Source organism: Marivivens donghaensis (assembly GCF_030410045.1).
Taxonomy (GTDB): domain Bacteria; phylum Pseudomonadota; class Alphaproteobacteria; order Rhodobacterales; family Rhodobacteraceae; genus Marivivens; species Marivivens donghaensis.
The window spans coordinates 104,095-129,727 of record NZ_JAUFRA010000007.1; the positions used below are offsets into that span (position 1 = coordinate 104,095).

At 58.0% G+C, this 25,633-nt stretch carries 26 protein-coding genes; 10 read left to right on the forward strand and 16 right to left on the reverse strand.

Annotated features, from left to right (window positions below):
* Nucleotides 1-109: 109 nt before the first annotated feature.
* From QWY83_RS12240 to QWY83_RS12250, 3 genes are all read left to right on the forward strand, one after another.
* The gene (locus QWY83_RS12240) at nucleotides 110-520 is read left to right on the forward strand and encodes a c-type cytochrome (RefSeq protein ID WP_249946916.1); all 411 of its coding nucleotides are present in this window, start codon (nucleotides 110-112) and stop codon (nucleotides 518-520) included.
* 39 nt (nucleotides 521-559) lie between these two features.
* Entirely contained in the window at nucleotides 560-907 is a 348-nt protein-coding gene (locus QWY83_RS12245) for a YigZ family protein (protein ID WP_249946917.1), read from the forward strand.
* Nucleotides 908-1,022: 115 nt separating this feature from the next.
* Nucleotides 1,023-1,817, forward strand: a complete 795-nt coding sequence (locus tag QWY83_RS12250; protein WP_249946918.1) for a hypothetical protein — start codon at nucleotides 1,023-1,025, stop codon at nucleotides 1,815-1,817.
* On the opposite strand, the gene rimO is transcribed toward QWY83_RS12250, so the two are convergent.
* Complete coding sequence (gene rimO / locus QWY83_RS12255) at nucleotides 1,803-3,179, reverse strand: 30S ribosomal protein S12 methylthiotransferase RimO (protein ID WP_249946919.1); 1,377 nt, start codon at nucleotides 3,177-3,179, stop codon at nucleotides 1,803-1,805. The two genes, QWY83_RS12250 and rimO, sit on opposite strands and share 15 nt — an antisense overlap.
* A gap of 78 nt (nucleotides 3,180-3,257) precedes the next feature.
* On the opposite strand from rimO, the gene QWY83_RS12260 reads away from it, so the two are divergent.
* Nucleotides 3,258-3,584, forward strand: coding sequence for a winged helix-turn-helix transcriptional regulator (locus tag QWY83_RS12260; protein ID WP_249946920.1), 327 nt, complete (start codon nucleotides 3,258-3,260; stop codon nucleotides 3,582-3,584).
* Here the strand turns inward: QWY83_RS12260 and QWY83_RS12265 are convergent.
* From QWY83_RS12265 to QWY83_RS12275, 3 genes are all read right to left on the reverse strand, one after another.
* A complete protein-coding gene (locus tag QWY83_RS12265; protein WP_290245996.1) occupies nucleotides 3,581-4,264 on the reverse strand; it encodes an SGNH/GDSL hydrolase family protein in 684 nt (227 codons plus the stop codon). The two genes, QWY83_RS12260 and QWY83_RS12265, sit on opposite strands and share 4 nt — an antisense overlap.
* A 110-nt stretch (nucleotides 4,265-4,374) precedes the next feature.
* A complete protein-coding gene (locus QWY83_RS12270; RefSeq protein ID WP_105234213.1) occupies nucleotides 4,375-4,812 on the reverse strand; it encodes a PaaI family thioesterase in 438 nt (145 codons plus the stop codon).
* Between the two features lie 89 nt (nucleotides 4,813-4,901).
* Nucleotides 4,902-5,498 carry a GcrA family cell cycle regulator gene (locus tag QWY83_RS12275; protein WP_067550775.1) on the reverse strand — a complete coding sequence of 199 codons (597 nt, stop codon included), beginning with the start codon at nucleotides 5,496-5,498 and terminating at the stop codon, nucleotides 4,902-4,904.
* A gap of 126 nt (nucleotides 5,499-5,624) precedes the next feature.
* On the opposite strand from QWY83_RS12275, the gene QWY83_RS12280 reads away from it, so the two are divergent.
* The 3 genes from QWY83_RS12280 (at nucleotide 5,625) to argF (ending at nucleotide 8,799) form a co-directional block, all read left to right on the forward strand.
* The gene (locus QWY83_RS12280) at nucleotides 5,625-6,428 is read left to right on the forward strand and encodes an ABC transporter permease (RefSeq protein ID WP_067550774.1); all 804 of its coding nucleotides are present in this window, start codon (nucleotides 5,625-5,627) and stop codon (nucleotides 6,426-6,428) included.
* Nucleotides 6,429-6,624: 196 nt separating this feature from the next.
* Nucleotides 6,625-7,803, forward strand: a complete 1,179-nt coding sequence (locus QWY83_RS12285; protein ID WP_249946922.1) for an aspartate aminotransferase family protein — start codon at nucleotides 6,625-6,627, stop codon at nucleotides 7,801-7,803.
* A gap of 69 nt (nucleotides 7,804-7,872) precedes the next feature.
* A complete protein-coding gene (argF, locus tag QWY83_RS12290; RefSeq protein ID WP_105234216.1) occupies nucleotides 7,873-8,799 on the forward strand; it encodes an ornithine carbamoyltransferase in 927 nt (308 codons plus the stop codon).
* A gap of 72 nt (nucleotides 8,800-8,871) precedes the next feature.
* On the opposite strand, the gene QWY83_RS12295 is transcribed toward argF, so the two are convergent.
* Nucleotides 8,872-10,353 carry an inorganic phosphate transporter gene (locus tag QWY83_RS12295; protein ID WP_249946923.1) on the reverse strand — a complete coding sequence of 494 codons (1,482 nt, stop codon included), beginning with the start codon at nucleotides 10,351-10,353 and terminating at the stop codon, nucleotides 8,872-8,874.
* A gap of 83 nt (nucleotides 10,354-10,436) precedes the next feature.
* On the reverse strand, nucleotides 10,437-10,898 hold the full coding sequence (locus QWY83_RS12300; protein WP_249946924.1) for an NUDIX hydrolase: 462 nt from the start codon (nucleotides 10,896-10,898) through the stop codon (nucleotides 10,437-10,439).
* A 93-nt stretch (nucleotides 10,899-10,991) separates the two neighbouring features.
* On the opposite strand from QWY83_RS12300, the gene gnd reads away from it, so the two are divergent.
* Both gnd and hrpB read left to right on the forward strand, forming a co-directional pair.
* Entirely contained in the window at nucleotides 10,992-12,395 is a 1,404-nt protein-coding gene (gnd, locus tag QWY83_RS12305; protein ID WP_249946925.1) for an NADP-dependent phosphogluconate dehydrogenase, read from the forward strand.
* A gap of 88 nt (nucleotides 12,396-12,483) precedes the next feature.
* Nucleotides 12,484-14,889 (forward strand): ATP-dependent helicase HrpB, encoded by a 2,406-nt coding sequence (gene hrpB / locus QWY83_RS12310; RefSeq protein ID WP_249946926.1) that lies wholly within the window; start codon nucleotides 12,484-12,486, stop codon nucleotides 14,887-14,889.
* Here hrpB and QWY83_RS12315 read toward each other — a convergent pair.
* The 10 genes from QWY83_RS12315 to coxB form a co-directional block, all read right to left on the reverse strand.
* A complete protein-coding gene (locus tag QWY83_RS12315) occupies nucleotides 14,886-16,301 on the reverse strand; it encodes an FAD-binding oxidoreductase (protein WP_249946927.1) in 1,416 nt (471 codons plus the stop codon). The genes hrpB and QWY83_RS12315 overlap by 4 nt on opposite strands.
* Nucleotides 16,295-16,885, reverse strand: a complete 591-nt coding sequence (locus tag QWY83_RS12320) for a GNAT family N-acetyltransferase (protein WP_249946928.1) — start codon at nucleotides 16,883-16,885, stop codon at nucleotides 16,295-16,297. Before QWY83_RS12320 ends, QWY83_RS12315 begins: the two co-directional genes overlap by 7 nt.
* The gene (locus QWY83_RS12325) at nucleotides 16,885-18,150 is read right to left on the reverse strand and encodes a M16 family metallopeptidase (RefSeq protein WP_249946929.1); all 1,266 of its coding nucleotides are present in this window, start codon (nucleotides 18,148-18,150) and stop codon (nucleotides 16,885-16,887) included. Before QWY83_RS12325 ends, QWY83_RS12320 begins: the two co-directional genes overlap by 1 nt.
* A complete protein-coding gene (gene thrC, locus QWY83_RS12330) occupies nucleotides 18,147-19,535 on the reverse strand; it encodes a threonine synthase (protein WP_249946930.1) in 1,389 nt (462 codons plus the stop codon). The genes QWY83_RS12325 and thrC overlap by 4 nt, the downstream gene beginning before the upstream one ends.
* 3 nt (nucleotides 19,536-19,538) lie before the next feature.
* Nucleotides 19,539-20,219, reverse strand: coding sequence for an SURF1 family protein (locus QWY83_RS12335; protein WP_249946931.1), 681 nt, complete (start codon nucleotides 20,217-20,219; stop codon nucleotides 19,539-19,541).
* A 94-nt stretch (nucleotides 20,220-20,313) separates the two neighbouring features.
* On the reverse strand, nucleotides 20,314-21,120 hold the full coding sequence (locus tag QWY83_RS12340; protein WP_249946932.1) for a cytochrome c oxidase subunit 3: 807 nt from the start codon (nucleotides 21,118-21,120) through the stop codon (nucleotides 20,314-20,316).
* 24 nt (nucleotides 21,121-21,144) lie between these two features.
* Complete coding sequence (locus tag QWY83_RS12345) at nucleotides 21,145-21,741, reverse strand: cytochrome c oxidase assembly protein (RefSeq protein ID WP_249946933.1); 597 nt, start codon at nucleotides 21,739-21,741, stop codon at nucleotides 21,145-21,147.
* Nucleotides 21,738-21,956, reverse strand: a complete 219-nt coding sequence (locus QWY83_RS12350; protein ID WP_105234226.1) for a cytochrome c oxidase system small membrane protein — start codon at nucleotides 21,954-21,956, stop codon at nucleotides 21,738-21,740. The genes QWY83_RS12345 and QWY83_RS12350 overlap by 4 nt, the downstream gene beginning before the upstream one ends.
* Complete coding sequence (cyoE, locus tag QWY83_RS12355) at nucleotides 21,956-22,888, reverse strand: heme o synthase (RefSeq protein WP_105234227.1); 933 nt, start codon at nucleotides 22,886-22,888, stop codon at nucleotides 21,956-21,958. The genes QWY83_RS12350 and cyoE overlap by 1 nt, the downstream gene beginning before the upstream one ends.
* A 100-nt stretch (nucleotides 22,889-22,988) precedes the next feature.
* The gene (gene coxB / locus QWY83_RS12360) at nucleotides 22,989-23,888 is read right to left on the reverse strand and encodes a cytochrome c oxidase subunit II (protein ID WP_249946934.1); all 900 of its coding nucleotides are present in this window, start codon (nucleotides 23,886-23,888) and stop codon (nucleotides 22,989-22,991) included.
* A 188-nt stretch (nucleotides 23,889-24,076) separates the two neighbouring features.
* On the opposite strand from coxB, the gene tldD reads away from it, so the two are divergent.
* Nucleotides 24,077-25,501, forward strand: a complete 1,425-nt coding sequence (gene tldD / locus QWY83_RS12365) for a metalloprotease TldD (protein WP_249946935.1) — start codon at nucleotides 24,077-24,079, stop codon at nucleotides 25,499-25,501.
* The last annotated feature ends 132 nt before the right edge of the window (nucleotides 25,502-25,633 follow it).

Here is a 25,633-nt window from a genome sequence, read left to right on the forward strand (position 1 = left end):
TGCGATTTCTACGACCAAAGGACTAGGCTTAGGCCCGTCTTCGTTGATCTGGGTCAACCCTCCTGCTGACCAGAGGCGTAGCCTTGGCGCATTCATTCAGGAGGGCACTATGACCTACTTTAAAACCGCTGCGACCCTTGCGCTGATCGCTTTGTCGAGCCCCGCTTTCGCGGACTCCTACAACGAGATCAAAGTTGAGGCAGGCGAGAAACTCTTTGACGCGGAATGCCACCGTTGCCACGCCGATAACCCCACCGACCCGAGCTATGGTCCGCCTCTCGTGAACGTTGTGGGCCGTGGCGCTGGGACCGTGGCGGATTACGACTACTCCACCGCTCTGGCGGCCTCTGGCATCGTCTGGACCCCTGCCGCGCTGCGGGCGTGGATGGAGGACAACAGCGGCTTTATGCCGGGGACGAAAATGCGTCACGTGGGGATCACCGACCCCGTCGTGCAGGACTTTATCCTGTCCTACCTGCAGAGCATCACGACCCAAGATAACGCTGCCATCAGCGAGTAACCCTTTCGCCTGCGGCCCTCGCGGACTAGGGTCGCGGGCATGAAGATCATCGACAATGTCATCAGCGACCGCGGGTCGAAATACGCGGTCTCTGGCGCGCCCTGCAGCAGTGCAGAGGACGCAAAGGCGTTCATCAAAGAGCTGTGCAAAACCAAGAAATTCGCCAAGGCGACCCATAACACATGGGCCGTGCTTCTCGACGATGGGCCGCTGAAAAACGACGACGGCGAAAGCGGCGCGGGCATGGTGATCGTGCGGATGCTAGAGCGCGAAGGCCTCCGAGGACACCTCATCTGCGTCACCCGCTGGTTCGGCGGCAAACACCTTGGCGGAGACAGGTTCCGCCACGTGCAGGAGGCGGTCAGGGTTTATTTGGAGGGGATGTAGGGTTCTGCGTATTATTTTTATGGTGAATTTGTCCGCAACTGACCATTGCGTAACTTTTATTTGAGCAACTATAAGTTAATTTGTTTCTGGCATTTATCAGCCCAAGGGTGTTGCGTTGGATTTTTTCAAAGAAGTAAAAGACTTTTTCAGCGAGAGGCTGCGTAGCCCTATTATCACGAGTATCAGCTTCGTCTTTTTCCTCCTGAACTGGCCATCATTATTCAATTTAGTTTTTGGCGATACAACTGTGCTCGAGAGGATCGAGTATTTTGATGCAAATACAACTATCTGTTCTAAATACGTTTTTCCTGTCGCATTTGGTTTCATGTTGGCCTCGATATGGCCTTGGATCGCGTTTGCAGGGTCAAAGATAGTATCTCGAGGCGTTGCTCGGACCAAAGAGTTTCAGATTGAGGAAGCTCACAAAGTCCAGCTGCAGCGGATAATTTTGCGTGGTGAAATTCAAGACGAACAGGATCGGATTGCTCGGGAAAGAGAAAACACGATTGAACAGATCGCTCGGCAACGTAAGCAAGCGGTAGAGGACGTGGGAGAGGAAAACCTTCAAAGGGTTAAAGAGACGTTTGAGCAGCTAGAATCTGTTGAGAAAGAAGAGTGGGACGATTGGGCTAAAGCCTATGTCGATCAATTACACCCCGTTAAACGGGAGATCATTTTGCAGATTGGAAGTTCAGAAAGGAGAATTTCAATCACAAGCGGTACACGTGACCACTATGAAATTCTAAGAAAAATGGCAGCGATAGCACCGAACCATACAAAAATTCGGCAAGAAACTGAATTACAGACCTGTCTCGACGAGCTTGTATCTGAAAGAATAGCAGATAGGACTGCAGGCGAATATGCCTTGACGCTCAAAGGCTTCGAGGTTTTTGATCTACTTAAGTTTTAAACCCCACAAATCATACTCGCCCGCTTCATCTACCTCAACGGTAACAATATCACCCACTGACAACCCTTCAGTGCCTTCGTCGATAAAGAGGTTGCCGTCGATCTCGGGGGCGTCGGCCCATGTGCGGCAGGTCGCGATGCCGTCCTCGTCGATGTCGTCCACGATGGCTTCGAGGGTTTTGCCGACTTTGGCCTGAAGCTTGGCCTCGGAAATGGCTTGGGCCTTTTCCATAAAGCGGTCCCAGCGGTCTTGCTTCACGTCATCAGGGACGTGATCGGGCAGGTCGTTCGACCGTGCGCCATCCACGTTTTCGTATTGGAAGCAGCCCACGCGGTCTAGTTGCGCCTCATCCAGCCAATCAAGGAGCGTCTGGAATTCCGCTTCGGTCTCACCCGGGTAGCCGACGATAAAGGTCGAACGCAGGGTGATATCAGGGCAGACCGACCGCCACGCCGCGATCTCGTCCAGCGTTTTGGCTGCCGCCGCAGGGCGGGCCATACGTTTGAGCGTGTCAGGGTGCGCGTGCTGGAACGGGATATCCAGATAGGGCAGGATCAGGCGGTCTGCCATCAGCGGGATCAGGTCACGCACATGCGGGTAGGGGTAGACGTAGTGCAGCCGCACCCAAGCGCCCAAGCTGCCCAGATCACGAGCAAGGTCGGTGATATGCGCGCGGTGGTCCCGCTCGGTCGCGTGTTTGATGTCGACGCCGTATGCGCTGGTGTCTTGCGAGATGACGAGCAGTTCTTTGACGCCCGCCTCGACCAGCTTTTCTGCCTCGCGGATCACAGCGTGGGCAGGACGCGAGGCGAGTTTGCCGCGCATGTCGGGGATGATGCAGAACTTGCACTTGTGGTTACAGCCCTCGGAGATCTTGAGGTAGCTGTAGTGGCGCGGGGTGAGTTTCACGCCCGAGGCAGGCAGCAAGTCGATGAAGGGATCGGGTGACGGCGGCACAGCGCCATGCACAGCGTCGAGCACCTGTTCGTATTGGTGCGGCCCCGTCACGGCGAGGATATTCGGGTGGTGTTCACGGATGTAATCAGGTTCGGCGCCCAGACAGCCGGTCACGATCACTTTGCCATTTTCCACGAGGGCTTCGCCAATGGCATCAAGGCTTTCCGCCTTGGCCGAGTCGAGGAACCCACAGGTGTTCACAATCACTGCGTCCGCGCCCGAATAGTCAGGGCTGATCGTATAGCCTTCGGCCCGCAGGCGGGTCAGGATGCGTTCACTGTCGACCAAAGCCTTGGGGCAGCCGAGGGACACCATGCCGATGGTCGGCTGGCCGTCACGTTTCGGCTCCGAAAAGCGAGGTTTCGGGGCAAGGTCGGGGCGGAGGTTTGGCGGGTTCTGGGACATGGGGCGCATATAGCGCTGTAAATGGCATCTGGGAAGTGGTGCTAGACAGGGGGCGGTTCGCTCACGTATTGGTAAGGAATGAAGTATTCCTACCGCACCCGCAGCGCCGACTGCCCTTATGAGCTGGCGATGGGCCTTGTGTCCAAACGCTGGAAGGCGCGTGTGTTGGATGTGCTGTCCCGTGGGACGCTGCGATATGGCGACCTGAAGGACGCGCTGGCAGGCGTGTCGGACAAGGTGCTGAGTGCTGCCTTGGATGAACTGACCCGCGATGGTTTGATCAGCCGCACGGCGTTCGCCGAGATACCGCCGCGAGTGGAATATGCGCTGACCCCGCAGGGCGAAGGGCTACTCGCCGCGATGGAGCCGCTACGCCAATGGGCGGAACGGGAAAACGGGCGTTAATCGTTTGCAGCGATGATTTCTGCGATCCGTGCGCCGATGGCCTGACTGCCTTTGGGCGACGGGTGGACGAGGTCGAGGCCGTGATAACTACGGTCGCCAAAGGGCACGAGGTCTGACATCGCGACAAAGGTGACGCCATCATCTGCCGCAGCCATGAGCGCCAGACGACGATCTAGTTCGTCGCCCACGACACCACAGCTTTCGACGGGGGCTTGGATACCAGGGGTTCTGAGGTAACCAGAATAGATCACCTTTGCACCACGCGCACGCAGGGTCGCAACGAACTCTGGTATCGACCCTGAAAGACCATCCGCGCTGATTAGGCGATCCACCTGACGGTCGCAGGCGCGGCAGCCACAGCCGAACAGAATGTCATTGCCGTAGCCATTCATGACCACCCATTCCCACGGGCCGTCGATCACTTGTTTCGGGATGCTAAGGCCAGCGGCACCACTGACGGGGAGCGCATAGTTGATCCGTGCGCCAGAGACAGAGCGATCAACGACTTCTTCGCCAAGTTGATCCTCAATCGCATCTGAAACGGCTGAACCAGAACCGCGATTGAAGGCCATCATCGAATCGCCCAAAAGTAGAATTCGCGCGTTTTCGGCACGAGACGCGGTTTCGCCGCAGCTTATTAATGCAATGAAAACAAAACCAAAAAGCCACCGAAACGACATTCGACTACCTATCAAATGAGCCTGCGGAGTTGAGGCCGCGTCACTGCTACATATAGCAAATGGGCCTTGTGCGCATATGACTTTACGCAGGGGAAACAGTTTGTCGCCGCTTAGCGTTCGCCTTTGCCGTGCATGGCCATAATGGTCTGTTGCATCACTGCGCAGAGCGTTTCGGTGCCATCCTTGACCGCGTAGACATCTGCCTTGGTCAACAGCAGGGTCCGGCCCGCCCGCAGCACTGAACCTTTGGCGACGATTTTATCGCCGTTCGCAGGGGCAACCATGTTGATCTTATATTCGACGGTGAGAACGGATGTTCCCTCGGGCACCACGCTCATCGCAGCATAGCCCGCCGCAGAATCCGCGATCATTCCAACGACGCCACCGTGCACATATCCGTGCTGCTGAAGAACCCCGTCCCAATGCGGGATTTCGATCTCCGCGCGGCCCTCTTCGATCACCGGAATTTCGGCATGGATCAACGCCATCGCTGATTGTTTGGCAAAGCTGTCACGGATGCGGGTGCGGGTGTCGTCACTAAATGTCATGCGGTGACGCTAGAATGGGATCCGTCAGTTTGTAAAACAAAACCCGCCGTCACGGGCGGGTTTCATTTGGTATCATTTGTGCTGAACGCTTAGCGACGACGGTCGCGGCGGGCGCTCATGGGTTGGAAGGCTACGCCAACGTGGGCTTCGCAGTAGGGCTTGCCCTGTTGGGTCGGCAGACCGCAGAACCAGAAGTCCGGCGTTGCAGGGTCGCCAATCGGCCATTTGCAGGTCCGCTCGGTCAGTTCCATCAGCGACAATTTTTTTGCGGTTTTTTCGACCTCGTTCACCTTGGCCAGAGCCTCGGGCGAAATTTCATTCGCAGAAGGCTGCGGCGGCAGAGGCTGGCCAGCTGGGATGATCGCCTTGCGTGCAGGGCTCATCGGGATCGGCGCGAGGGTCGTTTCAGCCGGTTTCGGCTCTGCCTTCGGCTTGGGCGCTGCAGCCGCTGCGGGTTTCGGTTCTGCCTTAGCGACTTTGGGCGCTGCGGGCTTTGCCTCTTTGGCAGGTTTTGCGGGCGCTGCAGGAGCCGCACCAGTGGTACGGTTCGATAGGCCAAGACGATGCACCTTACCGATGACCGCATTTCGGGTCACCCCGCCAAGTTCTTTGGCGATCTGGCTGGCCGACTGGCCTTCGCCCCACATCTTTTTCAAGAGCTCGACGCGTTCGTCGGTCCAGGACATATTGCGTTCCTTTGGCTAATTGGGCGGGCGCATCTGCGCATCCGACCTTGCATCATTGGTCAAGGGACTATTCTAAGCACGTGGGCGCGGGATACAAGCGTTCGAATCGCGAAAACGGAGGCAAAGATGTCACAAGATGCCGGAATGGGTGTGCGTAGGTTCGGAAAAGTGAATTGGTTGGGCCTCTATACCCTGTGCCGACGCGAAGTTTTGCGATTCCTCAACGTGTGGTCGCAGACGCTTATGGCGCCGTTGATCAACGCGGGCCTGTTCCTTTTGATCTTTACCATTGCGATTGGATCGCAACGCGGTGACGTGATGGGCGTGCCGTTCATGCACTTCCTCGCGCCGGGTATCCTGACGATGACGGTGATCCAGAACGCGTTTGCGAACTCGTCCTCTTCGCTCACCTCGGCCAAGGTACAGGGCAATATCGTGGACACGCTGATGCCGCCCTTGTCGGCTGGTGAATTGGTGACGGGATACATCGCAGGTGCGGTTGCGCGTGGCCTTTTGGTGGCTGTGGTGATCGCGATTGGCGTCTGGCTGTTCCTCGGCGTCGGGATGCAGCATCCGCAGTGGGTTCTGGTTTTTGTGGTTCTAGGCGCCGTGTTTATGGGCGGTTTGGGCATCATCGCAGCCATTTTCGCCAATAAATTCGACCAGCTTGCTGCGATTTCGAACTTTGTCGTGACGCCGCTGTCGTTCTTGTCGGGGACGTTCTATTCCATCGACGCGCTGCCGCCTGTGTTGAACAAACTCAGCCACGTGAACCCGTTTTTCTACATCATCGACGGTGTTCGTTTCGGCATGATCGGTGTGTCGGACGGAAGCCCTTGGCGCGGCCTGTGGGTGGCAATCTTGGCCTGTGCGGTCGTCACCTCGATCTGCTGGTATTGGTTCAAACGCGGCTACCGCCTGAAAGCCTGACAAAACCCTTTGCGAAAATCTCGGGGTCGCCTATACGCGGCCCCATGATGACCAATGCGAAAATCACACTGATTCGACGCCGACGCTAATTTTTAGCGCCGTGCGCCTTTTTGCGCATCCATCTGACTTCCTTATACATTGACACGCCTTTGCCCCTGCGGCACCAATCAGGCTTCTATTTACAAAGGGTTTATCCATGATCCCCTCAGTCTTGCCGACCTATAACCGTGCACCTCTGTCTTTCGTCTCTGGCGAAGGCTCTTGGCTGGTGGAGGCATCGGGCCGACGTTATCTCGACCTTGGGGCAGGGATTGCAGTGAACGCACTTGGCCATGCGCACCCTGATCTGGTGGCAGCCCTGACGACCCAAGCGAACGCGCTGTGGCACGTGTCGAACCTTTATAACATTCCGGCTCAGCAGGAATTGGCGGACCGTCTGGTCGCGGCGACCTTTGCGGACACCGTGTTCTTTACCAACTCGGGGACAGAGTCCTGCGAGCTCGCTGTGAAAATGGCGCGGAAGTATCATTATGAGAAAGGCCAGTCAGAGCGCACGACCATCATTGCGTTCGAAGGATCGTTCCACGGTCGTTCGTCGGCTGGTATCGCTGCGGCAGGGTCCGAGAAAATGACCAAGGGCTTTGGCCCGCTCCTGCCTGGGTTCAAGCACCTGAAATGGGGGGATCACGACGCGCTGACCGCTGCGGCGGCAGAGGCTGATGTCGGTGCAATCCTGATCGAGCCCGTTCAGGGTGAGGGCGGCATTCGTCCGCTTCCCGATCAGTGCTTGAAGGGTCTGCGCGATCTGTGCGACCAGCACGGCATCCTGTTGATCCTCGACGAGGTTCAGTGCGGCATGGGTCGGACGGGTAAACTCTTTGCACATGAATGGTCGGGCGTGACGCCTGACATCATGATGGTCGCCAAAGGCATCGGCGGTGGTTTCCCACTGGGCGCCGTTCTGGCCACTGAAAACGCGGCATCTGGCATGACAGCAGGCACCCACGGGTCGACCTACGGCGGCAACCCTCTCGCTTGCGCAGTAGGCAACGCAGTGATGAAGGCCATCGCGGATGATGCGTTTCTGGCAGAGGTGAACCGTAAGGCGGCCCTGCTGCGTCAAAAGCTCGAAGGTCTGGTCGCGGCACACCCTGACGTGTTCGAGGGCGTGCGTGGGTCTGGCCTGATGCTTGGCCTGAAATGCAAAGTCACCAACACCGATGTGGTTAAAGCGGGCTATGACGCTGGCGTTCTGACCGTTCCTGCGGGTGACAACGTGCTGCGCCTTTTGCCAGCTTTGAACATTACCGACGAAGACATTTCCGAGGCCGTTACACGCCTCGACACAACTGCAACGAAACTGGAGCAAGCCTGATCGTCTGATGGCATTGAACCTTCGCGGGTGAGGGGCGCAGCCCCGATCCCGACGACGAAAGAAAACACTATGAAACACTTCCTTGATATCCACACCACCTCGCCCGAAGAACTGCGGACGATTATTGATAACGCCAAAGCGATGAAAGCGGCTCGTAACGGACGCCCAAAAGGGTCGGCTGACGACGATAAACCGCTCGACGGTCGCATGGTCGCGCTGATCTTTGAAAAGCCGTCGACCCGTACTCGCGTGTCGTTCGATGTGGGTGTGCGCCAGATGGGCGGTCAAACGATGGTGCTGTCTGGTGCGGATATGCAGTTGGGCCATGGTGAAACGATTGCAGACACCGCGCGGGTTCTGTCGCGCTACGTTGACATGATCATGATCCGCACGTTCGAAGAGCAAACTCTGCTTGAGATGGCGGAATACGCGACCGTGCCTGTGATCAACGGTCTGACCAACCGCACCCACCCCTGCCAGATCATGGCTGACATCCAGACGTTTGAAGAACACCGCGGTTCTATCGCGGGCAAAAAGGTCGTCTGGTCGGGTGACGGCAACAACGTTTGCGCGTCCTTTATCCATGCGGCTGGTCAGTTCGGGTTTGATCTGACCTTCACGGGTCCGTCCTCGCTCGACCCCGAAGCGGTGTTTGTCGAAGAGGCCCGCGCCAAAGGTGCGAACATTGTGATTGAGCGCGATCCGATGAAAGCGGTTGAAGGTGCGGATCTGGTTGTCACCGATACTTGGGTGTCGATGCATGACCCCGTATCTGCACGCGAGCGCCGTCATAACCAGCTGCGGGGCTATCAGGTGAACGAACAGCTGATGGCAGCGGCAAAGCCTGACGCGCTGTTCATGCACTGCTTGCCTGCGCACCGCGATGATGAGGCGACCAGCGCCGTGATGGATGGTCCGCATTCGGTGATCTTTGACGAGGCAGAAAACCGTCTGCACGCACAGAAAGCAGTGATGCGTTGGTGCTTGGGTCTCTGATCTAGTCGTGAGTTCGAAATGAAAAAGGCGGACCTGAGGGTCCGCCTTTTGTGTTTGGTTTGATGGCCTTGATTAGCTGCCAAAGATTCCGTTGAGCACGTAGAACACAACAGCCGACAGGCCAGCCGCTGCGGGCACGGTAATCACCCAAGCCGCGACAATGGTCATAAAGTGGCTACGACGCACCAGTTTACGGCGGCGACGCTCTTCGGGGGCGAGGCGTTTTGCTTCTGGCCTATCGAGGTTCAGCTTACGCGCGCGGCGGCTGTGATCCCATTCGCGATAGAAGCCCACACCGAACACACCACCAACCGCGATGTGGGTCGACGACACAGGCAGACCCAGCCAGCTCGCAACGATCACGGTGATCGCAGCAGAGAGAGCCACACAGTATGCGCGCATCGGGTTCAGTTTCGTGATCTGAGAGCCAACCATGCGAATGAGCTTGGGGCCAAAGGTGACGAGGCCGAACGAAATGCCCAACGCACCGATCACCATAACCCAGATCGGAATGTGCACTTTGCCAGCGATTTCACCGAACTCTTGGGTGTGAACGATTGCGGCCAGCGGACCAACAGCGTTCGCCACGTCGTTCGCACCGTGTGCGAAGGATAGAAGCGCCGCAGAGATGACCAGCGGCAGACCGAACAGCACCTTGAGCGACTTATTACGGTTCTCGAGGCCTTGGGATTTCTTGCGGATGTAAGGCGACGACAGAAGGTATGTCGCAACACCCACAGCCAGACCGATCAGCAGAGCCGGCCCGAGGTCGATGGAGATCAGCTTTTTCAGGCCCTTCACCGCGAGGTAAACCGCAAAGACGCCAGCCATGATGCCGATCAGAACAGGCACCCAACGGCGTGCCGCTGCGATTTTGTCCTCACGATAGATGATGAAGGTTTTGATGAACCACAGGAACAACGCAGCAATCGCGCCGCCCAGCACAGGCGAAATCACCCAGCTCGCCGCAATTTGGCCCATCGACGTCCAGTTCACGGTGGCCAGACCTGCCGCCGCAATACCAGCGCCCATTACGCCGCCAACAACAGAGTGGGTCGTGGACACAGGCGCGCCGATCCAAGTCGCAAGGTTCACCCAGAGTGCGGAGGACACCAGCGCGGCCATCATCGCCCAGATGAACATCATCGAGCTGTCAAAGCCCGCAGGATCGATAATCCCCTTGGAAATCGTCGAGACAACGTCACCACCAGCGAGCAGTGCGCCCGCGCTTTCGCAGAGGGCCGCGATGACAATCGCGCCGCCCATGGTCAGCGCATTCGCGCCCACCGCAGGCCCCATGTTGTTCGCAACGTCGTTCGCCCCGATGTTGAGCGCCATGTAAGCGCCAAAGACCGCAGCAGCCACGACCACAGCCGATCCAGACCCTAGGCCGAACACGAATGCCGCGGCAAAGCCAGCCAGCACCATAAAGGTCAGACCGAGCCCGAAGCCGATCATGGGACGCGACACATAGAGTGTCGCCGTTTCGAGCGTCGAAATCCGGTTAAGATCGCGATCGAGGGTTTTCCAGCTCGACTTGTCTTCTGAGGTCATCAGATTGGCCCGTCATAAAAGTGTTACAATTGGCAAGTCGGGTAAGGATTACCCGATACGATTGCAACCATTTCTTTGCAGCACTATCCGTTAAGGGTTCGCAAAAATTCGGCCATATCGGCGTCTTCAACGAAGTCTGCGGCGCGGTCAAAAGGCACCCATTTGCGCTTGCGCTTGTCCTTCTCGGGAAATTTGTTGGCCAGTTTTTCGACCTCTATCGCGTAGACATAGACGCGGCAGTCCCGCTCTATCCCGTTATCGACCGTCTTTTTCCCGTCATAGGTGCCGACAGGTTCCTTTGCAGCGCGCGCGTTTTTGACGCCCGCCTCTTCCCATGCTTCCTGTAGCGCGGTCTGCGAACCGCTCATCCCGTCGATGGGCCAACCTTTCGGCAGAATCCAACGACCATTGGACGATGTGACCAAAAGCACCTCATCACCAGACTTGGTTTCACGCATGCACAGCGCCGCAATCTGAACCAACGCGGGGCGGTTCAGCATTGGGGACACGACTTCGGTCCAGGCTGTGCGCAAAAAGGGTACCATATATCCGCCTAGGGACGTTTATATTTCGTTGGCTAAGCCTTATCAGAGCACCCAGAGAGAGGCAAACAACGAACCCGAAAAGGACGTTTTTAAATGACTCAACTTGCCAACCTTGGCCTCTATGGTCTCGGAACAATGGGCAGCGCTCTTGCGCTCAATATCCTCGACAACGGATTTGCGCTCCATGTTGCCAACCGTTCCGCCGATGTCACCGCTGAATTTGTTGCCGAAGCGGGCGATCTCGCTGCAAAATTGACCTCGCACGCGAGCCTTGCGGATATGGCGCGTAACATGCCTGCGCCCCGTGCGATCATCTTGATGGTTCCTGCGGGCAATCCCGTCGAATCTTCGATCGAAGAACTTTGTGATCTGCTCGAACCGGGTGACACGATCATCGACGCAGGAAACACCGATTTCCACGACACCCGTCGCCGCACCGCTCTGGTCGAAGGCCGTGGCCTAACCTTTATCGGTATGGGTGTTTCGGGCGGAGAAGAAGGTGCCCGTCATGGTCCGTCGATCATGGTCGGCGGCACACCCCAAGCATGGGCTGGCATCCGCCCCGTCATTGAGGCCATCGCGGCAAAGTTCAACGGCGAGGCTTGTGCCGATCACCTTGGTCCTGATGGTGCAGGGCACTTTGTCAAAACCGTGCACAATGGCATCGAATACGCCGACATGCAGATGATCTCTGAACTCTACGGGATCATGCGCTACGGTCAGGGCATGTCGCCTGCTGAGATCGGCGCACGTTTTGAATCGTGGGACACTGGCGCTCTGCAATCCTATCTGGTGGAAATCACGGGTAAGGTTCTTCAGGCCGTTGATAGCAAAACGGGCGCACCCGCGGTTGACGTGATCCTTGACCGCGCTGGTCAAAAGGGCACAGGCCGCTGGACCCTAATCGAAGCGCTCCGCCTCGGCCAATCCGCCTCCGCTATCGAAGCTGCTGTCGCGGCGCGGTCGTGGTCGTCGGAAAAACAAACCCGCATCGACGGTGAAGCGATCCTTTCGGGCACCCGCACAGCTGTTGACCTGTCAGAGCAAGACTACGCCGATGCGCTCCTTGCGGCACGTATCATCGCCTACGCTCAAGGTTTCCGCCTCTTGGCCGCCGCATCTGAGGAATACAACTGGTCGCTCGACTTCGCTCGTATCTCCGAGATCTGGCGTGCAGGCTGCATCATTCGTTCGGCTCTGCTCGATGATATTTCCGCGGCCTTCCGTGGTGAAATGCCCAAAGGACAGCTGGTCTTTGCGCCTGCCTTTGCGGAACGCTTGAAGGCTACTGTGCCAGCGCTTCGCCGCGTGGTCGCCGCGGCGGTCCTGAACGGCCACCCAGTGCCTGCATGCGCGTCTGCGCTTTCGTTCATCGACACCCTGTCGATGGCACGTGGAACCACCGACCTCATTCAAGCCCAGCGTGACTTCTTTGGTATGCACGGGTTTGAACGCATTGATGGCGGCGCTGGCCACCACGGCCCTTGGTGGGACTGATCGTCCTGCCTTTGTGCTGTAAATATCTCGGGGGTTAGGGGGCAGAGCCCCCTTGCGCCGCGCCAGCGGCGCCCCCTAAACACCTAACATGACACTTCCCATCGACTCCGCCCTGCCTGACCTGATCGACGCGCTTCGCGTCGAAGGCCGCGCCGTGCTACAGGCACCCCCGGGGGCGGGTAAAACCACGCGGGTGCCATTGGCGCTGCTTGAGGCGAATGTCACCGATGGCAAGATCATCATGCTTGAACCGCGTCGTCTTGCAGCCCGCGCAGCGGCCGAACGTTTGGCGGAACAGCTTGGTGAAAAGACGGGCCAGACGGTCGGTTACCGTATGCGCGGCGATAGCAAGGCGGGCAGTAGTATCGAAGTCGTCACCGAAGGTATCCTGACCCGCATGATTCAATCCGATCCTGAGCTTTCGGGTATTGGCGCGATCATCTTTGACGAATTTCACGAACGCAGCCTGAACGCTGACCTTGGCCTCGCGCTGACGTGGGAAATTCGGCAAGCCCTGCGCGACGACCTGATCTTGGTCGTTATGTCCGCGACGCTGGATGCCGAACCCGTCGCGCGGTTGTTGGACAACGCGCCGATGATCACCTCAGAAGGGCGCGCATATCCCGTCGATCTAGTCTATTTGGAACGTCCGCTCGATAAAACCCGCCGTCTTGAAATGGCAACTGCGGACCTGATCGTTGACGCTGTGGCCCAGACCGAAGGTGGGGTTTTGGTGTTCCTTCCTGGTGAGGGCGAAATCCGTCGTACTGAGGCCGCGTTGCAGGGGCGTTTGCCCAAAGGGTGTGAGGTGCGACCGCTCTATGGTGCGCTGCCCTTCGCCCAGCAACGCGCCGCGATCGCACCTGTCTTAAGCGAGAGAAAGGTTGTTCTTTCGACTTCCATCGCAGAAACCTCGCTGACGATTGAGGATATTCGCGTTGTCGTCGATGCGGGTCGTGCGCGGCGGTCGCGCTATGATCCGTCGTCTGGGATGGCGCGGCTTGTCACTGAACGCGTGTCCAAGGCCGAAGCGACCCAGCGTGCAGGCCGTGCGGGCCGCGTCGCTGCGGGCACCTGTTACCGCCTCTGGACCAAAGGCGAAGACGGAGCATTGCAGGCCTTTCCTCCAGCAGAGATCGAAGCGACCGATCTGGCGGGTCTTGCCTTGGAAATGGCGCTGTGGGGCGCGGCTGATCTGCCGTTCCTCACCCCTCCGCCCGAAGGCACCTTGGCCGAGGCGCAGGCGCTCTTGCATCAACTCGGCGCGTTGGACGCTAACGGTCGGATCACCGATCACGGCAGGCTCATCGCCGCGATGCCGTTGCACCCACGGCTCGCCCATATGCTGGCAGTTGCGGGTAAACAAGCAGCGCCCTTAGCCGCGCTTTTGGCGGACCGCGATCCGATGATTGGCGGGCAAACGGACCTCATGTTGCGACTTCGTGCCATCCGAACCGGCGAAGGCAACGTGAACCGCAGCGTGCTGGATCGGATCAAGGTTGAGGCGAAACGCTTTGCCCAAATGGCTGAGGAAAAGCCCACGTTGTCACCCGCAGAGATGGCAGCCTTGGCCTATCCTGATCGTGTCGGCCTACGTCGGTCGGGCGATGCGCCGCGCTATATCCTGTCGGGCGGCAAGGGGGCGGTGATGCCCGATGGCGATGGCCTCGCTGGGCAACGATTGATCGTCGCAACCGACCTCGACGGGAACCCGCGCGAGGCCAAAATCCGTCAGGCCTTGGCCATTTCAGAGAGTGAACTCCGTGGCCTCTTTTCGGATCAGATCGCATGGACGGATGTGTGCGAATGGTCCAAACGGGATCGTCGGGTGAAAACGCGCCGCGTTGAGATGTTTGGCGCGCTCCCCCTCGATGATCGGCAGTGGTCCGAGGCCAGCGAAGACGCGATTGCCCGTGCGATGCTGGACGGCGTGCGTGACCTCGGCTTGCGGTTGGATGGGGCTGCGGCGCGGCTTTGTGCGCGGGTCGAATTGGTGCGTGCGGGCGGCGCTGACTTGCCTGCGATGGACGCTGATAGCCTCATGGCTGGGCTAGAGGATTGGTTGCTGCCGCACCTAAACGGCGTCCGCTCTGCCGAGGATTGGAAGCGGTTCAATCCGCATGACGCCCTGCGCGGCATGCTGTCGTGGGACCAGTTGCAGGTCTTGGATCAGGCGGCCCCATCGCATTTTGAAACGCCGCTGGGGCGAAAGATCCCGATTGATTATGACGGGGAATATCCGCAGATCACCTTGCGTTTGCAGGAAATGTTTGGGGTGACGCGCCATCCGACCGTCGGGAAAACGCCGCTGCGTGTCACGCTGCTCTCGCCGGGTCAAAAGCCTGTGCAGGTTACGATGGATATTCCGGGGTTCTGGGCCAATTCCTATGCCGACGTGCGCAAAGACATGCGCGGCCAATATCCCAAACACCCGTGGCCCGAAGATCCCACAACGGCTGACCCTACCTTGCGGGCCAAACCGCGCGCCCGTTAATCCTGAGCGCGCAGAACCGCACCGGGGTTCATAATGCCCTGCGGATCGAGCGCGTCTTTGATCGCACGCATCATCGAGAGCTTCATCGGGTCGGAGTATTTCTCAAGGTCGTCCACCTTGAGCCGTCCAATCCCGTGTTCTGCACTGACCGAACCGTCGAATTTGTGAACCATGTCGTGGACGGTCGTTTTTATCGCGCCGCGCAGGTTTTCATAATCCGCGCGGGTTCGGCCTTGGGTTGGGAAAACGTTGAAGTGCAGGTTACCGTCGCCCAAATGGCCAAAGCAGTTGATGCGGAAATCACCGACCTGCGCGAGGGCAGCGGTGGCCTCAACGATGTAGTCAGGGATTTTCGACAGCGGCACAGAGATGTCATGCGATGAGATCGACCCGATGCGGCGGTTCGCTTCGGGGATGTTTTCGCGGATTACCCAAAACGCCTGACGCTGGGCCTCGGACTGGGCAATCACGCCGTCACTGACAAGATCGGCCTCGGATGCAGCGACAAACAGCGTCTCAAGCGCCTCTTGTGGCTGGAACCCAGCTGGCAAACCTAGGTCGATGAGGACGAACCATTCTGGCGTCTCGGCAAAGGGTTTCGCGACCTCTGGGCCGACCTCATCCAAAAACGCGATGCCCTGTTTGCTCATCAGTTCAAAGGCAGAGATGCCTTCGCCGATTTGCGCCTGCGCCAGTGCCAATAGGTCGAGAGCCGCCGCAGGCGACGGTACAACCATCAGCGCGGTGCCATGTGTCGCGGGTCGCGGCGACAGTTTCAGCGCGGCACCTGTGATGATGCCAAGGCTCCCCTCGGACCCGATCATCAGGTCGCGCAAGTCATAGCCTGTGTTGTCTTTGCGCAGACGGGTTAGGCCGTTCCAGACCTCTCCGCTCGCCGTTACGACCTCAAGGCCTAGGACCTGAGCGCGAGCGTTTCCGTAACGCAGAACGTTCAACCCGCCTGCGTTGGTGCCAAGCAGCCCGCCAATCCGTGCTGATCCTTCAGAGGCGAGCGAGAGTGGGAACAGGCGTTCTACGCCCTCTGCGGCCGCCTGAACGTCCGCCAAAATGCAGCCCGCGTCGCAGACGAGCACGTTTTCGGTCGGGTAGATGTCACGAATGCGGTTCATCCGCTCAAGGCTGAGGATAACAGGCACGGGGCCGTCTTCCATCAGCTGGCCGCCGACCAAACCAGTGCCGCCAGAGTAGGGGACAATGCCAATCTTATGCGCGGCGCAGAGTTTGACGACCTCAGAGACCTCTGCTGTGCTGGACGGCGCAACAACGACACCCGTCCCCATGAACCGCCCGCGCGGTTCACGCAGGTAGGGGGCCGTATCGTCCTTATTCTGCAGATCAGGGATGGCAGATTTTAGGAGGGAAACAAAAGTATCGTCAGCAGAGTTCAGCATTGGCCTAAATTTGCCTTACCGCGGCGATCCGCGCGGAGGTTTGCGTAAAGGACGTGGTTGCGCCAGCGTCCGTTAATCTCGAGGTAGCTCTGCGCGACGCCTTCGTATTTGTAACCGCAGCTTTCGAGCAGGCGGCGCGAAGGCGTGTTTTGGGGCAAACAGCCCGCTTCGATCCGGCTCAGGTCTAGTTCGACAAAGGCGTAATGCACCAGCGCATCAATCGCTTCGCGCATGTAGCCGTTGCGGGCATAGCGTTGGCCGATCCAATAGCCTGCGGTGCCCGCTTGGGCAGGGCCGCGACGGATATTGTCGAGGGTAATTGCCCCGAGGAGCGCTTGATCCTCACGGCGAATGAGGAACAGCGGAACGGCGGTGCCATTGGCGAGCGACCGTTGGGACCAATACACACGGTTGGTAAAGGCCTTGCGGCTCAGGTGGTCCTTGGACCATTCAGGTTCCCACGGGGTCAGAAACTCGCGGCTCTCTTGCCGAAGGTCCGCCCACTGGCGCCAGTCGCCATGATCTGGCAGCCGCAATGTCATGCGGTCTGTTTCCAGCCTGACCTTGCGACGCCGCCCCAGCATTATGCAACGAGCCTTGATTTCATAGTGTCCAGATCTGGTGCATTTTGACCAGGACCATAGATCGCCATCGCCATCTCTGCCTCACCCGCCATCTTGCCCGCAAACTCGCGAACCTCCTGTACGGATACATTGTCGATCATCGCAACGGTTTCTTCGAGGTCGATGATGCGGCCCTTGGAATAGAGCATATGGACCAGACGTTCGGCACGGTTCGACGGTGTTTCCAGCCCCATCAACAGACCCGCCTTCATTTGCGCACGGGCACGAGCGACTTCGGCTTCGGACATGTCGTCAGCAGCACGCTTCATCTCGTCCATCGTGATTTGCGTCAGTTGGGCGATGTCGTCAGAAGATGTGCCGGCGTAAATCGTCATCATGCCCGTGTCGGCATAGGCGCCTGTTTGAGCAAAGATTGAATAGCAGAGACCACGGTTTTCGCGGATTTCTTGGAACAGACGGCTGGAAATACCGCCGCCCAGAGCCGACGAGTAAATCTGTGCGGTAAAGATGTCCCGACCGAGATAATCTGGACCTTCAAAGCCCAATGTGAAATGGACCTGCTCTAACGCTTTCAACTCGCGCTTTTCGCCGCTGCGGAAGGTGGCTGGAACCACGGTCTGGAGGTTCGGGCGCGATTTCATGCCGCCAAAGATCGCTTCGGCCTGTTTAACGATCGCATCATGGTCCACGGCCCCAGCAGCCGACAGGATCATACGGTCGGGCGCGTAGTGTTCATCCATGAACCCTTGCAGATCATGGTTTTGAAACGCCGACACACGTTCAGACGGACCTAGGATGGTGCGTCCAAGCGGCTGATCGGGATAGGCGGCCTCTTGCAGCCAATCAAAAACGATATCGTCAGGCGTGTCGTAGGACAGACCGATTTCTTGGAGGATCACGCCGCGTTCGACATCCACGTCATGCGGATTGAACACAGGGTTCATCAGAATATCGCCGATAATGTCGAGCCCAAGCGTCACGTCCTCTTCGAGGACGCGCGCGTAATAGGCCGTCATTTCGCGGCTGGTGTAGGCGTTGATATAGCCGCCTACGTCTTCGATCTGTTCGGCAATCTGCAATGCGGTGCGGTTCGTCGTTCCCTTGAATGCCATATGTTCAAGGAAATGCGCGATGCCGTTCTGTTCGATCCGTTCGTGGCGTCCACCTGCCAAAACCCAAACGCCGATAGAGGCGGATTTTAGGCTGGGCATGGCTTCGGTTACGATACGGAAGCCGTTGGATAGTGTGTGAGTGCGGATGGTCAACGCGCGCGACGCTCCCGAATGATAGCTTGCAGGGCGTCCATGTCGTTGGCGACGCGTGTGACCCGTTCATCACGGTCATACAGGTCTGCCATGCGCGGGGGAAGAGGCGGGCGAATGCCGCTCGCTTTTTCCACTGCGTCTGGGAACTTTGCAGGGTGTGCGGTCGCCAGTGTGATCATCGGGGTCGCGCCGAGGAAATCCTCGGCCACTTTCACGCCAACAGCCGAGTGCGGGCAGAGAAGTTCACCCGATGCTTTGATCTGCGCACCGATGGTTTCGAGGGTTTCATCCTCGGATGCGCGGCCAGAGTTGAAGGTGTCCTTGAGCATGTCATAGGCGCCTTGGGAGATGGTGAATTCCCCTTTGTCCTTGAGGTCAGCCATCGCCTGAGCGGTCACAGCACCGTCGCGGCCATAGGCATCGAACAGCGCGCGTTCAAAGTTGGACGAGACCTGAATATCCATCGAAGGGCTGATCGAAGGGGTCACGCCCTCTTTCTTTTGAACGCCAGTTGCCAGTGTGCGGTGCAGGATGTCGTTCTGGTTGGTCGCTACGACCAGACGGTCGATCGGCAGGCCCATCTTCTTAGCGATATAGCCCGCGAAGATGTCACCGAAGTTGCCTGTCGGCACGGTGAAGGACACCTTGCGATGCGGTGCGCCGAGGCTCACTGCGGAGGAGAAGTAGTAAACGACCTGTGCCAGAACGCGACCCCAGTTGATCGAGTTTACACCAGCGAGGTGAACCTCATCGCGGAAATCAAAGTCGTTAAACATGTCCTTCAGCGCGGCCTGACAATCGTCAAAGTCGCCATCAACCGCCAGCGCGTGAACATTCGATTCCGATGGGGTGGTCATCTGACGGCGCTGCACCTCGGATACGCGGCCATGGGGGAACAGGATGAACACATCGACGTTGTCCAGACCACGGAATGCTTCAATTGCGGCAGAGCCTGTATCGCCCGAAGTCGCGCCAACGATAGTGATCCGTTTGCCCGAACGGGCCAGCGCGAATTGCATCATCTGACCGATCAGCTGCATCGCGAAGTCTTTGAACGCGAGGGTCGGGCCGTGGAACAGTTCCAGAAGGAAGTGGTTCGGCGCCAATTGCACCAGCGGTGCGCGGGCGTCGTGACCAAACCCAGCATAGGCTTTTTCGATCAGACCTTTGAACTCTTCGTCGGTGAAGGTGTCGGCCACAAACGGCTTCATCACGGCAAAGGCGATCTCTTCATAGGATTTGCCAGCCAGCGCAGCGATCTCGTCCTTGGTCATCGTTGGGACGGTTTCAGGGACATAGAGGCCGCCATCACGGGCAAGGCCAGTCATCATCGCCTCTTCGAACGTAAGGGCGGGGGCCTGTCCACGGGTCGAGATATAGCGCATCGGTCAGTCCTTCTTAGAATCTTTGGAGGAGCGGTAGAGGAAATACCCAGTCATTACAGCCCAAACAAAGGCCAACAGGAACCAAGTAATTGCATATTCGCGGTGATCATTTTTGATCCCCGCTGTGTTTACGGGAACGATGGTCACACGAGGGTCAGGCGCGGTCGTGGTGCGCAGGGCGACCATCAGGGGCTCGGTCCCCAATGCCTCTGCCATCGCAGCCGTGTCGCGGGCGAACCAGATATTCGCGTTAAGGTCAGGTGCAGGGGAGGTCGCCGCCGCATCGTCAGGCCAGAACAAGTTGCCCGTGATGATCTGTTCGGTCAGCACTGGTGCAATGGATTTTGCGTCCAGCGGCATTACGCCCATGTCGACCATGATTCGACGGTCATCATTAGTGACCCATGCCGAAATCACGCGGTATCCCGTGCCCGCAGCAGAGCCAGACGACAGAACATGCAGCTCTTGGCCGGTTGGCGTGCCCGTCAGCGTCACAGCGATATACTCGCCGTCGGCTTCGGTCGCGGTGGCGGGCAGGGGGATCGCAGGGGCCGCGATGCGGCTCTCCATCTCAGCGAGGAGTTCTTGTTTCCAGTCGAGCCGTTGCATCTGCCATGTGCCGAGCGACAGCAGGACGGCCAAGCCACCCAAACCAAAGGTCAACAAAAAGAGAATTCGACGCATCCGAACGTCCTTTGTAAACGAAACCGCGCGAGGCAGTCCCCGCGCGGTCATTGTCCTGTCATGGGCGGCGGGTCAAGTCCCGCCTGCGCAAACCTTAGGCTTGGCCCCAGATGTAGACTGCTGCGAAGAGGAACAGCCATACAACGTCAACGAAGTGCCAGTACCAAGCGGCTGCTTCGAAGCCGACGTGCGATTCAGGCGAGAAGTGTCCACGAGTTGCACGGATCAAGCAGACGGTAAGGAAGATCGTACCGATGACGACGTGGAAACCGTGGAAGCCAGTTGCCATGAAGAAGGTGTTGTAGAACACGTCACCCGACAGCGACCAGCCCATGTGCACGATCAGTTCGTAGTATTCATATACCTGAAGAATGGTGAAGAATACGCCGAGGATGATACCGATGGTGAGACCCTGAACGAGGTCTTTGCGGTTGTTTTCGTGCACCAGCGCGTGGTGTGCCCAAGTCACAGCAGCACCCGAGCAGAGCAGGATCAGAGTGTTGATCAGCGGCAGGTGGAATGCATCAACTGGAACGATGGACGGCTCTACGTAGGAGGTGCCTGCGTAGGTGAACATCGGGTACATTTGGGTTTTGAAGAACGCCCAGAACCATGCAGCGAAGAACATCACTTCGGACATGATGAACAGGATCACGCCGTAGCGCAGACCAATGCGAACAACCGCGGTGTGGTCGCCAGCTTTGTTCTCTTTCACGGTGTCAGCCCACCATGCGCCTGCGGAGTAGAGCGACGCAACGAGGCCGATCAGGAACATCCAAGGCATGTCGTTTGCCATCCACATGACGGCGCCGAACAGCATGATGAAGGCCGCTACAGCCGAAGTGAACGGCCAGATCGACGGCGGAAGAATGTGGTAGTCGTGGTTCTTAGCGTGAGCCATGTCAGTGTTCCCTGCGGCTGGTCTTTAGTTAAGTTTGGTGTCGGCGGGTGCCGTATCGGACAGTGCTGCCGTATCTTGGTCCGGCAGCGGGATTTCAAAGAATGTATAGCTGAGCGTGATTGTATGCACGTATTTTGCGTCCCGATCGTCAACGATCGCGGGGTCTACAAAAAAGCTCACGGGCATGACCACGGTTTCACCTGGCTGCAAAACCTGTTCGGTAAAGCAGAAACATTCGATCTTATCAAAGAAACCACCTGCCTCGTAGGGGACGACGTTATAGGTCGCCTGACCCGCAACGGGGCGGTTCGAGGTGTTGGTTGCTTCGTAATAGGCAAGAGCGGTTTGGCCGATTTTTACGGTCATTTCGCGCTGAACGGGTTTGAACGACCACGGCAATGATGGATCGGTCGAGCTGTCGAAGCGGATTTTCATCTCGCGGTCGAGGATCACATCGCTTGCGGTTTCGACGACATTGGTCGCGCCTCCAAAGCCAGTGACCTTACAGAACCAGCTGTAAAACGGAACCGACGCCCAAGACAACGCACCCATGACGACCACAACTGTCACCAGCTGGAGCACCGTGCGTTTAGCGCCTTGAATGTTTGGGAATAATTTCACTGACCAGCCTCCGTTGTGGCGGGGGTGTCCATCGGCAGAAGAGCCGGGCGCAAAACGTGGTCGTTGCTTTCGAACTTACGAGCGTCGCCCAGTTCGAGAACCTTCACAACGGTCAGGCCAAAGACCAAGCCAACGAATGCCAGCAGCACGATCAGTAGGCCGTAGTTGCGGCCTTTGCGGCGTGTGTGAAGTTCGTGTTCAACGCGGATAGTCATTAGAAGCCACCGATCCCTTGTGTGCGCAGAGCTGCATCAATCATCAGGGCTGCAAAATGGAGGAACAAATAGGCGAGCGATACTTTGAACGCCGAACGCTCGGCGGCAAAGCTGTCTGCCTCTGCAGCCTCTTCGTCACGGCGCCATACGGCGTAGCATGCCTTGAGGAACCACAGGTTCATGATGATCGCGGTTGCGAGATAAACCCACCCGCCGATCGAAGTGAATACGATAGCCATCGACACAGGGATCAGCGCAATCATGTAACCCATGATGTGGTTGCGGGTGACGCGGCGACCGTGTGTTTCGGTCAGCATAGGCACACCAGCGCGGCCGTAGTCGGATTTAACAAAGATCGCCAGCGACCAGAAGTGCGGCGGGGTCCACATAAAGATCAGCGCGACCATCAGAACCGATTCGATGGTGATGCCACCAGTCGCGACCGCCCAGCCGATCATCGGCGGCAGCGCGCCAGACAGGCCACCGATCACGATGTTCTGCGGTGTCGAGCGTTTCAGCCAGATCGTGTAGACGACGGCATAAAAGAAGATCGTGAACGCCAGCAGACCAGCCGCCAGCCAATTCGACGCCAGACCCAAGAGCACAACCGAAAACCCGCTGAGTGCAAGGCCGATGGCCAATGCTTCTTCGGGCTGAACGCGGCCCGAGGGGATCGGGCGGTTCGAGGTGCGCTTCATGATACGGTCGATGTCAGCATCCCACCACATGTTCAGCGCCGCCGAAGCGCCGCCGCCCACTGCGATGCACAAGATACCAACAAAAGCGATGAAGGGGTGCACAGGCACAGGAGCCACGATCAGACCAACCAGCGCGGTAAACACCACGAGCGACATCACGCGTGGCTTCAGCAAAGCGATGTAATCGCCCATGCTGGCTTCGCGGGTGGTCTCTGGCAAGCTGGCGTCGGTCATTCGCGGCTCTTCTTACGAGGTGCTGGGGTGAAGCGAAGGGCGGGAAATCCCGCCCGTTCGTGTTCTGTAGTCGGCAGGGTCAGGCCCTGCCACTCGGCGATTAGGCCGGGTATTCTTCTTTCGCTGCAGCCAGCCATTCGTCGTAGGCTTCTTGGCTGACAACTTTCAGAGTGATCGGCATGTAAGCGTGGTCTTTGCCGCAGATTTCCGAACATTGACCGAAGTAGATGCCTTCAACTTCAGGTGCGAACCACAGCTGTGCCAGACGACCAGGAACAGCGTCCTGTTTTACGCCCATTGCCGGCAGAGCGAAGGAGTGGATCACGTCCGCGCCAGTCACTTGCATTACGATAGTTGCACCAACCGGAACAACGATTGCGGTATCGGTAGCCAGAGCAAAGAGCGACGGATCGTAGCCGAAATTCTCCATCAGCGCATCCATAGCTTCGTCGCGAACGAACGGAGCGATTTCCGGACCTTCGTAGCCCATCGGAACCGAAGACGGGTGACCGATCATGTAGCTGTCGAACGCAACGCCATCATCAACGTATTCGTAAGACCAGTACCACTGGTTGCCGGTGACTTTGATGGTGATGTCACCTTCAGGGAATTCCTGCTGCTTGAACAGGATCGGCAGCGAGAACGCACCGATGAACACCAGAATAACGATCGGAACAACGGTCCAAGCGATTTCGAGCGGCGAGTTGTGGGTGAAGGTCGCTGGTGTCGGGTTTGCGCGGCGGTTGTAGCGCACAATCACGATAGCCAGCAGAGCCACGACGAACAGGGTGATAACGGTGATGATCGAAAGGATCATACCGTCGAGCCACTGTAGGTCACGTGCGAGTTCGGACGCAGCAGGCTGGAAGCCCATGCCACCTGGTGTCGGCGCACCGATTACTTCAAGTTGTTGGTTCACTTCCTGCGCTTTCGCAGCAACGCCAGCCAGTGCAAGGCCAGCGGCAGCGGAAAGCTTGGAGACAAAATTGGTCAATCGCATCTTTAACCCTGTGCTTTTAGGGGCACTGATGCCCCTCCCCTTAGTGTGGTACCCAAGAGAACAATCTCCGGAATCCCATTGTATCCAGCGTTGCATGTCCCATATCCTGCGACACAACTCAAGAACCACAAGGGCGGCATATTGTCCTTTTTTGACCTATGTCAAAGATAATATCACGAAAGCTAAATATGAAAACCGATCACTTCCGCCCCTTTGAAACCTCTCTGGATCAGGATCAAGCCCTTGTTTTGTTGCGTGAAGCGACTGCTGGGGCCGACGATGGAGAGCTTTTTCTCGAACGGCGTCGTGCGGAAGTTCTGACTTTAGACGATGGTCGCATCAAAACAGCCAGCTACGATTCTTCCGAGGGTTTCGGCCTCCGCGCCGTGCGGGGAGAGACGGCAGGTTACGCGCATTCGACAACAATCGACGAATCTTCGCTGAAAAGAGCGGTCGCGACGGCCCGCCTTGCGGTTGGCGTTGGGGGAGGCACTTTGGCGGTCGGCCCAAAGCCCACCAACGTTAAATTATATAGTGACGTTGATCCCATCGCGCAGGCGACCTTTCCGGCGAAGATCGACGTGCTGAACGAAATTGATGCCTTTGCGCGTGATTTGGATAGTCGGGTAGTCCAAGTGACCGCATCCCTTGCTGCCTCGCTGCAAGAGGTCGTGATTCTGCGGCCCGAGGGCACTATCGTTACCGACATTCGCCCCATGAGCCGCGTAAACGTCTCTGTCATCGTCGAGGATGCGAACGGGCGCCGCGAATCTGGGGGCCACGGTGGTGGTGGCCGCGAAGGGCTGATCGGTCTGATCTCTCGCGATCACTGGGAACCCGCCGTGCGCGAGGCGCTGCGCGTTGCTCTGGTGAACCTAGAGGCCGAAGCAGCCCCTGCGGGCGTGATGGATGTCGTCCTCGGGCCGGGTTGGCCGGGGGTTCTACTCCACGAGGCTGTCGGTCATGGCCTTGAAGGTGATTTTAACCGCAAAGGCACCAGCGCGTTTTCGGGACGTGTTGGCCAGCAGGTCGCGGCCAAAGGCGTCACCGTTCTGGATGACGGCACCATTCCGGGTCGTCGCGGGTCGATCACCGTCGATGACGAAGGTACGCCGTCTGGCAAAAACGTCCTGATCGAGGACGGTATCCTCGTCGGCTACATGCAGGACCGTCAAAACGCGCGATTGATGGGCGTAGAGGCAACAGGAAACGGGCGTCGTGAAAGCTTTGCCCACCTGCCGATGCCGCGCATGACCAACACTTATATGTTAGGTGGCGACGCTGACCCCGCAGCGATCCTCGCCGATCTAAAGGACGGCATTTATGCTGTGGGCTTTGGCGGCGGTCAGGTGGATATCACCAACGGTAAGTTCGTGTTCTCTTGCACCGAAGCCTACCGCGTTAAAAACGGTGTGGTCGGCGCCCCTGTTAAAGGTGCGACCCTGATCGGCGATGGTCCGACCGCGATGGGCCAAATTCGCGCGATTGGTAACGACATGGCCCTAGACCCTGGTATCGGCAACTGCGGTAAGGCAGGTCAATGGGTTCCCGTAGGTGTAGGACAACCAACGCTGATGATCGGCGGCCTAACGGTCGGCGGTGCGTCGTCTTAATGTGCGCGGTCCGAAGTCGAGAAGAGGGGTGTGGGAACGTGCTCATTTCGGTATCGGCGCGCGCGACACCTTTGGTGGGTGTTTTTACGTGGTAGGGCGAATGCCCTCGGTCGTTTTGCCGCTGAAATATTG

Bases quoted from the DNA above. Each gene is read 5' to 3' on its own strand.
- QWY83_RS12240 (WP_249946916.1), top strand. From the start codon at position 110: ATGACCTACTTTAAAACCGCTGCGACCCTTGCGCTGATCGCTTTGTCG.
- QWY83_RS12245 (WP_249946917.1), top strand. From the start codon at position 560: ATGAAGATCATCGACAATGTCATCAGCGACCGCGGGTCGAAATACGCG.
- rimO (WP_249946919.1), bottom strand. From the start codon at position 3,179: ATGTCCCAGAACCCGCCAAACCTCCGCCCCGACCTTGCCCCGAAACCT.
- QWY83_RS12260 (WP_249946920.1), top strand. From the start codon at position 3,258: ATGAAGTATTCCTACCGCACCCGCAGCGCCGACTGCCCTTATGAGCTG.
- QWY83_RS12265 (WP_290245996.1), bottom strand. From the start codon at position 4,264: ATGTCGTTTCGGTGGCTTTTTGGTTTTGTTTTCATTGCATTAATAAGC.
- QWY83_RS12270 (WP_105234213.1), bottom strand. From the start codon at position 4,812: ATGACATTTAGTGACGACACCCGCACCCGCATCCGTGACAGCTTTGCC.
- QWY83_RS12275 (WP_067550775.1), bottom strand. From the start codon at position 5,498: ATGTCCTGGACCGACGAACGCGTCGAGCTCTTGAAAAAGATGTGGGGC.
- QWY83_RS12280 (WP_067550774.1), top strand. From the start codon at position 5,625: ATGTCACAAGATGCCGGAATGGGTGTGCGTAGGTTCGGAAAAGTGAAT.
- QWY83_RS12285 (WP_249946922.1), top strand. From the start codon at position 6,625: ATGATCCCCTCAGTCTTGCCGACCTATAACCGTGCACCTCTGTCTTTC.
- argF (WP_105234216.1), top strand. From the start codon at position 7,873: ATGAAACACTTCCTTGATATCCACACCACCTCGCCCGAAGAACTGCGG.
- QWY83_RS12295 (WP_249946923.1), bottom strand. From the start codon at position 10,353: ATGACCTCAGAAGACAAGTCGAGCTGGAAAACCCTCGATCGCGATCTT.
- QWY83_RS12300 (WP_249946924.1), bottom strand. From the start codon at position 10,898: ATGGTACCCTTTTTGCGCACAGCCTGGACCGAAGTCGTGTCCCCAATG.
- gnd (WP_249946925.1), top strand. From the start codon at position 10,992: ATGACTCAACTTGCCAACCTTGGCCTCTATGGTCTCGGAACAATGGGC.
- hrpB (WP_249946926.1), top strand. From the start codon at position 12,484: ATGACACTTCCCATCGACTCCGCCCTGCCTGACCTGATCGACGCGCTT.
- QWY83_RS12315 (WP_249946927.1), bottom strand. From the start codon at position 16,301: ATGCTGAACTCTGCTGACGATACTTTTGTTTCCCTCCTAAAATCTGCC.
- QWY83_RS12320 (WP_249946928.1), bottom strand. From the start codon at position 16,885: ATGCTGGGGCGGCGTCGCAAGGTCAGGCTGGAAACAGACCGCATGACA.
- thrC (WP_249946930.1), bottom strand. From the start codon at position 19,535: ATGCGCTATATCTCGACCCGTGGACAGGCCCCCGCCCTTACGTTCGAA.
- QWY83_RS12335 (WP_249946931.1), bottom strand. From the start codon at position 20,219: ATGCGTCGAATTCTCTTTTTGTTGACCTTTGGTTTGGGTGGCTTGGCC.
- QWY83_RS12340 (WP_249946932.1), bottom strand. From the start codon at position 21,120: ATGGCTCACGCTAAGAACCACGACTACCACATTCTTCCGCCGTCGATC.
- QWY83_RS12350 (WP_105234226.1), bottom strand. From the start codon at position 21,956: ATGACTATCCGCGTTGAACACGAACTTCACACACGCCGCAAAGGCCGC.
- cyoE (WP_105234227.1), bottom strand. From the start codon at position 22,888: ATGACCGACGCCAGCTTGCCAGAGACCACCCGCGAAGCCAGCATGGGC.
- coxB (WP_249946934.1), bottom strand. From the start codon at position 23,888: ATGCGATTGACCAATTTTGTCTCCAAGCTTTCCGCTGCCGCTGGCCTT.
- tldD (WP_249946935.1), top strand. From the start codon at position 24,077: ATGAAAACCGATCACTTCCGCCCCTTTGAAACCTCTCTGGATCAGGAT.